Origin of the sequence: Anaerotignum sp. (assembly GCF_031981185.1) — a bacterium.
In the GTDB taxonomy this organism is placed as follows: Bacteria; Bacillota; Clostridia; order Lachnospirales; family Anaerotignaceae; genus Chakrabartyella.
Genome location: NZ_DALYUL010000013.1, coordinates 40,726 through 50,433 on the forward strand (window position 1 = coordinate 40,726; position 9,708 = coordinate 50,433).

At 39.7% G+C, this 9,708-nt stretch carries 8 protein-coding genes; 1 reads left to right on the plus strand and 7 read right to left on the minus strand.

Features of this window, described 5'->3' with window-relative positions; all coding sequences use genetic code 11:
• From gltB to yhbY, 5 genes are all read right to left on the minus strand, one after another.
• Positions 1-3,112 (minus strand): glutamate synthase large subunit (gene gltB / locus RTK36_RS08855; protein WP_331654999.1); only part of this gene is annotated, 3,112 nt, incomplete at its 3' end.
• A gap of 600 nt (positions 3,113-3,712) precedes the next feature.
• Positions 3,713-4,048 carry a ribosome silencing factor gene (gene rsfS, locus RTK36_RS08860; RefSeq protein WP_312046314.1) on the minus strand — a complete coding sequence of 112 codons (336 nt, stop codon included), beginning with the start codon at positions 4,046-4,048 and terminating at the stop codon, positions 3,713-3,715.
• 11 nt (positions 4,049-4,059) lie between these two features.
• Entirely contained in the window at positions 4,060-5,292 is a 1,233-nt protein-coding gene (gene nadD / locus RTK36_RS08865) for a nicotinate-nucleotide adenylyltransferase (protein WP_312046316.1), read from the minus strand.
• A gap of 12 nt (positions 5,293-5,304) precedes the next feature.
• Positions 5,305-6,435 carry an Mbeg1-like protein gene (locus RTK36_RS08870; protein ID WP_312046318.1) on the minus strand — a complete coding sequence of 377 codons (1,131 nt, stop codon included), beginning with the start codon at positions 6,433-6,435 and terminating at the stop codon, positions 5,305-5,307.
• 21 nt (positions 6,436-6,456) lie between these two features.
• A complete protein-coding gene (gene yhbY / locus RTK36_RS08875; protein WP_312046320.1) occupies positions 6,457-6,756 on the minus strand; it encodes a ribosome assembly RNA-binding protein YhbY in 300 nt (99 codons plus the stop codon).
• Between the two features lie 434 nt (positions 6,757-7,190).
• Here yhbY and RTK36_RS08880 point away from each other — a divergent pair, with 434 nt between their 5' ends.
• Positions 7,191-7,592: a helix-turn-helix domain-containing protein gene (locus tag RTK36_RS08880; protein WP_312046323.1), complete on the plus strand. Its 402-nt coding sequence runs from the start codon at positions 7,191-7,193 to the stop codon at positions 7,590-7,592.
• Positions 7,593-7,882: 290 nt separating this feature from the next.
• On the opposite strand, the gene RTK36_RS08885 is transcribed toward RTK36_RS08880, so the two are convergent.
• Positions 7,883-8,854, minus strand: a complete 972-nt coding sequence (locus tag RTK36_RS08885; protein ID WP_312046325.1) for a dipeptidase — start codon at positions 8,852-8,854, stop codon at positions 7,883-7,885.
• Between the two features lie 39 nt (positions 8,855-8,893).
• On the minus strand, positions 8,894-9,708 hold an 815-nt coding region (locus tag RTK36_RS08890), incomplete at its 5' end, for a DUF819 family protein (protein WP_312046327.1).

Sequence of the window (9,708 nt, forward strand, 5' to 3'; positions counted from 1 at the left end):
CCCCTGCTTTTGCAACGCCTGCGGCAATGGTACCTACCCCCGCCTCAGCGCAAAGCTTTACGGTAATTCTTGCATCACGGTTGGCATTTTTTAGATCGTAAATCAACTGTGCCAAATCCTCAATGGAGTAAATATCGTGGTGAGGAGGAGGGGATATTAAACCAACTCCAGGGGTGGAGTGTCTTGTTTTCGCAATCCATGGGTATACCTTTTCCGCAGGCAAATGGCCACCTTCCCCCGGCTTCGCACCTTGAGCCATTTTGATTTGGATTTCCTTTGCACTCACCAAATATCTGCTGGTTACACCAAAACGACCAGATGCAACCTGCTTAATTGCTGAGCATCGGCTATCTCCGTTGGGGTCAGGGGACAAACGGTCAATGCTTTCTCCCCCCTCCCCACTGTTGCTTTTGCCGCCAATACGATTCATGGCAATGGCAAGGGTTTCATGTGCCTCCTGACTAATGGAGCCATAACTCATTGCCCCTGTTTTGAAACGCTTCACAATAGACTCAACGCTCTCCACTTCTTCAATGGGGATAGGATTTTCCAAAAACTTAAATCCCATTAACCCTCGCAACGTCACCTTCGCTTCGTCATTCACCATGCGGGTATATTCTTTAAAAAGGTTATAGTCCCCCGTTCTGGTAGCTTCCTGCAGGAGGTGAATGGTTTGGGGATTATACAAATGCTTTGACTTATTGCTTCTGAATTTATGACTTCCCACGCTATCAAGAGTAAGGTCTGTGTCCAAGCCCAAGGGGTCAAATGCGCTGTTGTGCCACTCGTGGAACTCCTTTTGAATGTCATCTAAATCAACACCTTCTATTCTGGTAACGGTATTGGTAAAATATTTATCCACAACCTTTGAGTCAATGCCCACCGCTTCAAAAATTTGCGCACCTTGATAGGACTGTATTGTGGAAATGCCCATTTTAGAGGCAATTTTTACAATACCATGAAGAATAGCCCCGTTATAATCATTCACCGCTGCATAATAATCCTTATCTAAAATATCATCATCAATTAAATTTGCAATGGTATCTTGAGCTAAATAAGGATTTACCGCACAAGCACCATAACCCAATAATGTGGCAAAATGATGCACCTCTCTTGGTTCCGCCGTTTCTAAAATTAAGGCAATGCTGGTTTTCTTTTTTGTCTTTACCAGATATTTGCTAACAGCCGAGACTGCCAATAGGGAAGGAATAGACACATGGTTTTCGTCCACATCACGGTCAGATAGAATAATGATATTCGTTCCTTCTCTGTAAGCCCGATCCACCTCTACAAATAGCCGGTCAATGGCCCTTTCCAACTGGGTATTTTTGTAATAGGTGATTGGAATTACCTTTGACTTAAATCCCTCAATATCCAAATCTCTGATTTTCATCAGGTCGGTGTTGGTGAGAATCGGATTATTGACACGGATAACCTTGCAGTTTTCCGGCTTTTCTTCCAAAATATTTCCTGCACCACCAATGTACACCGTAGTACTTGTTACAATCTCCTCTCGAATTGCGTCAATAGGAGGATTCGTTACCTGAGCAAACATTTGCTTAAAATAATTAAATAATGGTTTTTTTGTTTCTGAAAGCACAGCCAATGGCGTATCTGTACCCATGGAGGCAATGGCTTCTTCCCCTGTTTTTGCCATAGGTAGGATTGCTGTCATTACCTCTTCATAGGTATAGCCAAAGGTTTTTTGCAATCTTGCCAGTTCTTCCTTGGTATACTGGGGTGTTTTTTTATTTGGAATGGAAATATCCTTTAAGTGAACAAGGTTTTTGTCAATCCATTCACCGTAGGGTTGTCGTGTGGCATATTGTTCCTTCAAATCTTCGTCATCTATAATGGTGCCCTTTGTCGTATCCACAAGTAGCATTTTTCCCGGGCGTAAACGGTCTTTTTTAATGATTTTTTCCACGGGAATATCCAAAACACCAACCTCAGAGGATAAAATTAATCTATCATCATCAGTAATGTAATAACGGGAAGGCCTTAAACCATTTCTATCTAATACCGCCCCCAATACCTCACCATCGGAAAACAAAATAGACGCAGGGCCATCCCAAGGCTCCAACATTGTGGCATAATACTGATAAAAATCCTTTTTTGCTCGACTAATATGCTTATTGTTGCTCCAAGGCTCAGGAATGGTAACCATAACCGCCAAAGGCAAATCCATACCACTCATGGCAAGGAACTCCAACGTATTATCCAACATGGCACTATCCGAGCCTGACTGATTGATAATTGGTAAAACTTTGTGCATTTCTCCCTTGAAAACATCTGCCGCCATGGTTTCCTCACGGGCAAGCATCAGGTCAGAGTTCCCACGAATTGTGTTAATTTCTCCGTTATGTAAAATATAGCGGTTGGGGTGCGCCCGATCCCAGCTTGGTGTGGTGTTTGTGCTAAAACGAGAATGCACCATACCAATGGCAGATTCATAGTCTCTATCCTGCAAATCCAAGAAAAACAAACGTAACTGATTAACCAAGAACATACCCTTATATACGATGGTTCGTGTGGATAAAGAAACCACATAGGAATCGTCATTACTTTGTTCAAAAACACGCCTTGCTACATATACCTTGCGTTCAAATTCCAAACCTTTTTTTGTGTCACCTTTTCTTTTGATAAAGCATTGTAAAATATATGGCTTACAATCCAAAGCCTGCTTTCCCAAAATTGAAGCATTGGTAGGAACTTCCCGCCATCCCACAAACTCTAATTCTTCTTTCTCAACAATGATTTCAAACATTTTTTTTGCACGGTTTCTCTCCAGCTCTCCTTTGGGCAAAAAAAACATGCCCACCGCATAATCCCCTTCTTCGCCAATGCAGTATCCCAATTTTTTTGCCTCTTTTGAGAAGAACTTGTGAGAAATTTGCAATAAAATTCCTACACCATCTCCTGTTTTGCCCACTCCATCCTTACCTGCCCTGTGTTCCAAGTTTTCTACAATTTTTAAAGCATCTTCTACAGTTTGGTGGCTTTTAATACCTTTTATATTAACTATTGCACCAATCCCGCAGTTATCATGCTCAAAGCTTGGGTCATACAGTCCCATGGCTTCGTTAGGTTGCTGAAACAAATTGTTCCCCATACTCCTCATCCTTTCAAAACTTCATCTGCGTTCTTCACGTTTTTTACTTAGGTGTCCATTATCCTTCAAAACGTTTATCACTTATATCCCTATTTTTTCGGAAAAAAAATTTCCCCATTTTATTTGGAGAAAAAAAAAAGCCCTTAAACACACAGAACGCTACGCTGTTTAAGAACTCCTTTGATCTTGGGCACAATTATAATACATTTTTTTTGTCATTGCAATGATGAAAAAATCTGTAAAAAGGCATAAAAGAGAAAAGTATAAAAAACTAAACATATGTAACCAAACCCTTTGTTGCAAAGGAAATTTTCATTGGATATAATTATTAAAAAATATTACAGTGTTTCATAAAATATATGAATAATTACATAGGTCATGAGAAAAAACGACTGATAGTTTTTTTTACATTCCATTGCAGGCACACAAATGTTTTTAAGATATGAACAAGTATTGACTCCTTTTCCCACCATTTACTATCATTTATTCCTGCAATATACCCAACGCATTTCTAATTCCAATGCTAATAACAACAAAAAAACGTTACCTTTTTTATAAGATAACGTCTTTTTTGTATTGTTTTAATTCTTTTTTCAAAGATTATTTTACGTCCTTTGCATCGCTCCAAACATGATCCAGACCATAAAAATCTCTTTGTTCCTTATTAAACAAATGAATCAAGAGGTTTCCATAATCCAGCAAAATCCATGTAGCGCCACTATATCCTTCAGAATGATGTAACTTTACATCTTCCAGTGTCAGCTTACGTACGATTTCATCTGCCATACCTCTTAAATGATTTACATTATTACCGCTTGCAATTACAAAGCAGTCTGCAATATTCGATAATCCTCTCAAATCTAATACCCGAATATCCTGTCCTAATTTATCTTCCAATGCCCCCTGGGCAATTTTCGCAGCTTCCATTGCATCCATGTTATTCCTCCTTAACAATCCTTATAATATTCTATTGCTTCTAACGAAAGAGGGTGTATTTCCCGCCCTTTGGTTTTTACATATTCAATTGTTTCTTGTAAAATGTATTTCATAGCCATATTTAGATCTAAATATGCCAACCTTCTAGCTTCTTCTAACCCATCGAAAGTTTCCCGATTGGGTTCAATATAGTCAGCAATATAGATGATTTTTTCCAGTAAAGACATACCTGCTTTGCCTGTAGTATGAAAGCGAATTGCACCCAAAATTTCTTCATCTGCAACCAAATATTCTCTTTTTGCCACCTCTGCCCCTAAAAAAGGATGAATCAAATCAGGTATTTTTTTCATATATTCATCCACAGGTACTTTATATTCCTTACAAAAACGTTCTCTCATTTCCGTAGGAAAATCCTTGGCGCAATCGTGCAATAAGCCTGCAACTCGGGCCTTTTGCTTGTCCTTTTGGGTTCCATAAATTTCAGCCAAGCGTTCCGCTTCATCGGCAACACCCATGGTATGAATATATCTTTTAATAGACAATGCAGACTGCAATTTTTCCTGCATTACCCCCAAATCCAACATAAATTTCACCTCATCCTTTTCATCGTCCTGATACAAGCAGAATTTATGGATATAATCCTCCACAGCCTGAGGCAATAAATATTTAATTGGTTCCCCTCTTTTTTCTCGATTTCTGATATCAGAGGAGGAAATGGCCAGTGCAGGTACCTCCATAAAATGGATTCGGCTAGTAAATTTCTCTTTGATTTCCCGAATATCCCCATACAAACGCTCTCTATCATACCCCGGCCTGGTCACCGCAACAAAATCGCATAGCGATAAAAGTCGTTCCGGTTCCTTCCAATTCATGATCTGATGAATGGCATCTGCCCCCGTAATAAAATAAAGCCTGACATCAGGCCGACACATTTGCTTCAGCGCTTCAATGGTATCAATGGTATACGTCATGCCGGGTCGGTCTATTTCAATGCGGGACACTTCAAAATTTTGGTTACGCATAGTTGCCAATACAGTCATCAAATAGCGATGTTCATTTGCTGTTATCTGACGCTTTGCCTTGTGTGCCGGTCTACCAGTAGGAATAAAAATGACCTTGTCCACATTAAAACGATGGCGCACAGCCTCCGCCGTCACCAAATGTCCATTATGGATGGGATCAAAGGTGCCACCCATAATGGCTATGCTTTTGCATTCCTTAAAACTTGCTATTTCACTTCGCATAGAAACGCCTCTTTATCTTTTCTTTTCTAATAGTTTCACTTCAGCCAGCTTTTGCAACGCCAATCCATAATCTCCTGCTGTCTTTCTTGCAGCAACCCATAATAAATGCAGACCTTCAAAGATGATATCTCTTGTTTCTTCATCCTCATCCTTTAAGGTTTGCAAGGTGCGTATCGTATTTTTGGTGGATAAAACCACTTCGCCCTGCTCATCTGCATGGGTAGCAGAAAGCAGTTCGAACAATGCATCCACAAACTTTTCTCGCTTCTGGGGTGTCAGGCTTTTTAACCAGCACTTTAAGGTTCTGTTCCAAAATTTGCTTTCCACAGAAACTGCCTCTAATCGAATAAAATCTGCACCCATAACTTCCCACGAATAAGGATCGTGCTGCATTACGCCTTTTTCTACGCTTTTCACCACAGTATATTCTCCCTGGTGATTCATCAGCATTCCAATAATTGAAGATTGGGGCACAAAGGTATGCACTTTTTCAAGAATATCACGGTATCCTTGAAATCGAAGCATTCCCTCTTGAAAGCCCGGCCCATCATGGTTATATATACATACAATTCGTTCTTGTATTACTTTAGGATTCACCGCAGAGGCAAAAACAGCTAAATTTCCCCCTTTTGAATGTCCTCCAACACGAATCTCACCTGAAAGCCGCTGTGCCACATACAAAAGGTAAGCCGCCGCTGCTGTCTGTGCAGGAACAAGATCCAAAAAGCTCATATTAAAATCCTCTTTCCAGCCAATCAAAGATAAATCCGTCCCTCTATAGGAAACAAAAAAAGTTCCATCTCCCACAAGAACCGTAATAGCAGAGAACTGAGCTTCCTTTTCTATATCTATATGGTCTGCATAAAAACAAACCTTCATATTTTGAAAGCGTGGACTTTTCCCCATTAACTGTAGCAATACAACATCTTGAGGATCTCGTATATGAAGCTTTTCCTGAGGAAGCTCTTTGACTCTTTGGGCCAAATCACCAATGGACACTGGCTGAGCATCATATTGCTTTAAGACCTCTGTTAAAAAATGATAGGATAAGCATGTTAAAATAAAGCCATCCACATCCTGAAATGGGGATTGCTCCAACGTTAAATCTCCACGCCAAAGGAGATAATCTAATACGTTAGCCATGGCACCCTCTCCAAAGTATTATTATTTTGATTTAGGCAATTCTATCACAGGCTTGGTCTTTGACTGACGGAATAATACAAATTTATTTCCAATCACCTGAACAACGTCCGCCCCTGTTCTGCTGCCAAGCAGTTCTGCCGCTTCCGCAGCCGATAACATATTATTATCCAGGACGCTGACTTTTATCAATTCTCTTGCTTCCAGCGCATTATGCACCGTATCTCTCAGTTCAGGTGTCACACCGTTTTTCCCTACCTGAAAAATAGCATCTAATCCGTTTGACATGGAACGTAAATATGCTCTTTGCTTACTTGTCAACATAAAATCCTCCAATTTTGAAATACTTATTACCAATTATAAGTGTATTGATAACGAACTCAGAAACCATACTTCTTATGTGTCATAAAACATAATATAGTATAAGCTACTCCTCACAAAACAAAGCTTGGAAAAGTACGTTAAACACCTATAATATACCTTAAACATCATAGCACACAACCCCCTATTTTGCAATCTTCCCCAAGAAAAACCCTATCATCCAGTTATCATGTTATATACTTTTTTCAAAAAAAACATTGTTCCATGAATGTATTGATGATAAACTGTAGTATAATAAATAAAATCACACAATATGGACTTGCTTTGTTGGACAAGCCATGCTATATGTTTATTTACTATTTGCAATTTTGCTTAAATTAACACACAATCAGTACACTGTTCTGGTTTTCATATCTTAAATATTGGAGGAACGCGACATGGATTTTCAAATCGGTTCACGGCTTCGAGAACTGCGTAATAAAAAAAAAATTAGTATTGCTGAACTTTCTAAAATTTCCGAAGTAAGTACCGGCCTAATCAGCCAAATAGAGCGAGATTTGGTTGTGCCCTCAGTGGTCAGCCTCTGGCGATTAGCAAATGCCTTAGAAACAAACATCAATTATTTTTTTGAAGATAAGGAAAAAGAAGATGGTATCCTCATCCGCCGAGGAGATCACAAAATCATTGTGACCCACCACAACAACAGCTTTTATAAGCTATTGTCACCCACTCGTCCTGGCCATTTATTGGATATGACAGAGGTTCGCTTGGAAAAAGGATGCACCTATGAAAAGGAAACCCTTTGTCACGAAGGAGAGGAATGTGGATTACGAAGGTGACAGCATTTATTTCAGCAGTTCTCTTCCCCATAAATATATCAATAACACGGATGAAGAATGCATTTCCATTTGGGCTATGACCCCTCCATTTTTTTAAACACATAAACTACGCTGCAAAAAGAGCAGCGTTTTTTTATTGAAAAAACCGTCCGCTGATCACAAAAAAATAAGACATATCCCTTTTAAAAAGACATGCCTTATTTTACATTTTCGGACTCTAACTGCCCTCTTAAGTTTTTAAGTAGCAATAAAACTACATCTTCTTTTGTTATAATATCCTATGGTCGGTATTAGCCCAAAACCCTGCGAATCAAGTTAAACCAGTTTCCATAGGAGATCATTTCCAATTCTTTTTCTGTAAAACCCGAGGCTTTCATTTTTAGAAGCATTTCGGGGATCTTAGAGCAATCCTCTAAGCCTACAGTATAGGAGGTATCCTGGTCGCTATAGCTTTTCATTGACTCTGTTGAAAGAAATTCGAAGAAATCAAAGCCAAAACCAAGATGCTCCACGCCAATTTTATCCGCTATGTAGGATGCATGCTTCACTAAGTTATCTACATTTTGCTCGTTCAAATTTTGACTCACAAAAAGATTAAAGGAATTTAACCCAACCAAACCCTTTGTATCACGAATTGCCAATAATTGTTCATCAGACAAATTCCTTGCAGCAGGCGCCAGTGCCTTTGCATTGGAATGGGATGCCAAGATGGGGCCCTCCGCCATATGTATTACGTCCCAAAAGGAACGCTCATTTAAATGAGAAACATCCATAATCATATGTTTATCCTGTATCATGCGAACTGCCTTTTTCCCCAGTTCTGTAACTCCTCTGGAGGGATCTCCCTGAACTCCTGTGGCCAATAGATTTTGTTCGTTCCATGTCAACATAGCATGACGCACACCAAAATCATAAAGCATATGGATTTGATCCAAGTCTTCCCCAATTCCGGAAAGACCCTCCATGCCTAGCAAGATAATGAACTTTCCGGCCTTTTGGGCCGCTTCGATTTCAGCCATGTTATGAACCAAAACCGCATCTTCACATTCTGCCATTTCATCCTTTGTTGCCTTTAAAATCTGCTCCAACCTTCTTGATGGTTCTTTGTCAAAAGGTGGATCAATCCAGATGACGAAGCAGCCTCCTTCAACTCCGCCCTTACGCAGTCTTGTTAAATGGTGATTTTTTATAACCTGCGTTTCGCCTAGCAGGCGTTTGATGGTGACATCACTAAAGATGTCAGAATGTCCGTCAAATATCATATTACTCCTCTTTTCGTCTCTTCAAAAAATCTCTTATGCTTATGCGCCTAACAATTGCCCGATAATTGTACCAAGATATGTGCCAATTACATATCCCAATGTACCAACAAGCATGATAGGTCCTACTAATTTAACCCAACCTTTGGAAATTGCCATGGCTGCTGCTGTCGTAGGGCCGCCAATGTTTGCATTGGATGCAAGGATAATATCCTCCAAATTGAACTTAAGCAGTTTACCAAAGATAAAGCAGAACAGCATATTGCCAACAACCATTATCAAGCAGAATACAAATAACATTGGTGCATTCACAAGAATCTGCTTAATGGATGCGGGAACACCAATTACAAACAAGAACAAATAAATTAAATATGTACCGATTTCCTGAGCCCCCGCTGTTTTCGCTACATGTTTAGAACCAAAGGTAGCAACTGCCATTGCAACTGTAGTCATAATCAAATACTTATTACCCAATATCGCATTTAACACAACTAACCCATCATTGCTTTTTGGAATAACATCTCCTAAAATCTTGGCAATGGAAAATGAAATCCAAACAATAATTGCACTGATTGCAAAATCAACGGCAATGTCTCTTAAAGAGATAGGTTTTCTTTCCCAGTAAGCAGCCGCCTGTGTCTTTGCCGTTTCATCAACACCAACACTTTCCACTTCATCTAAATGAGGATGTTTAAAAGCCTTACGGAAGAATCCAATACTTGGAATTGCAATTAGTACGAAGAAATAGCAAGCCATTAAAAGGTTATCTGCCACTGTTGTTGCCGCAACTGTCTCACCGGGAATTTCAAAGGAGCCAGCCAGTGTAGCAAAGTTAACACCGCCCCCAATGTAAGAGC

Excerpts from the sequence above, each read along its gene's own strand:
- rsfS (WP_312046314.1), bottom strand. The coding sequence starts at position 4,048 with ATGGATGCAATGGAAGCTGCGAAAATTGCCCAGGGGGCATTGGAAGAT.
- nadD (WP_312046316.1), bottom strand. The coding sequence starts at position 5,292 with ATGCGAAGTGAAATAGCAAGTTTTAAGGAATGCAAAAGCATAGCCATT.
- RTK36_RS08870 (WP_312046318.1), bottom strand. The coding sequence starts at position 6,435 with ATGGCTAACGTATTAGATTATCTCCTTTGGCGTGGAGATTTAACGTTG.
- yhbY (WP_312046320.1), bottom strand. The coding sequence starts at position 6,756 with ATGTTGACAAGTAAGCAAAGAGCATATTTACGTTCCATGTCAAACGGA.
- RTK36_RS08880 (WP_312046323.1), top strand. The coding sequence starts at position 7,191 with ATGGATTTTCAAATCGGTTCACGGCTTCGAGAACTGCGTAATAAAAAA.
- RTK36_RS08885 (WP_312046325.1), bottom strand. The coding sequence starts at position 8,854 with ATGATATTTGACGGACATTCTGACATCTTTAGTGATGTCACCATCAAA.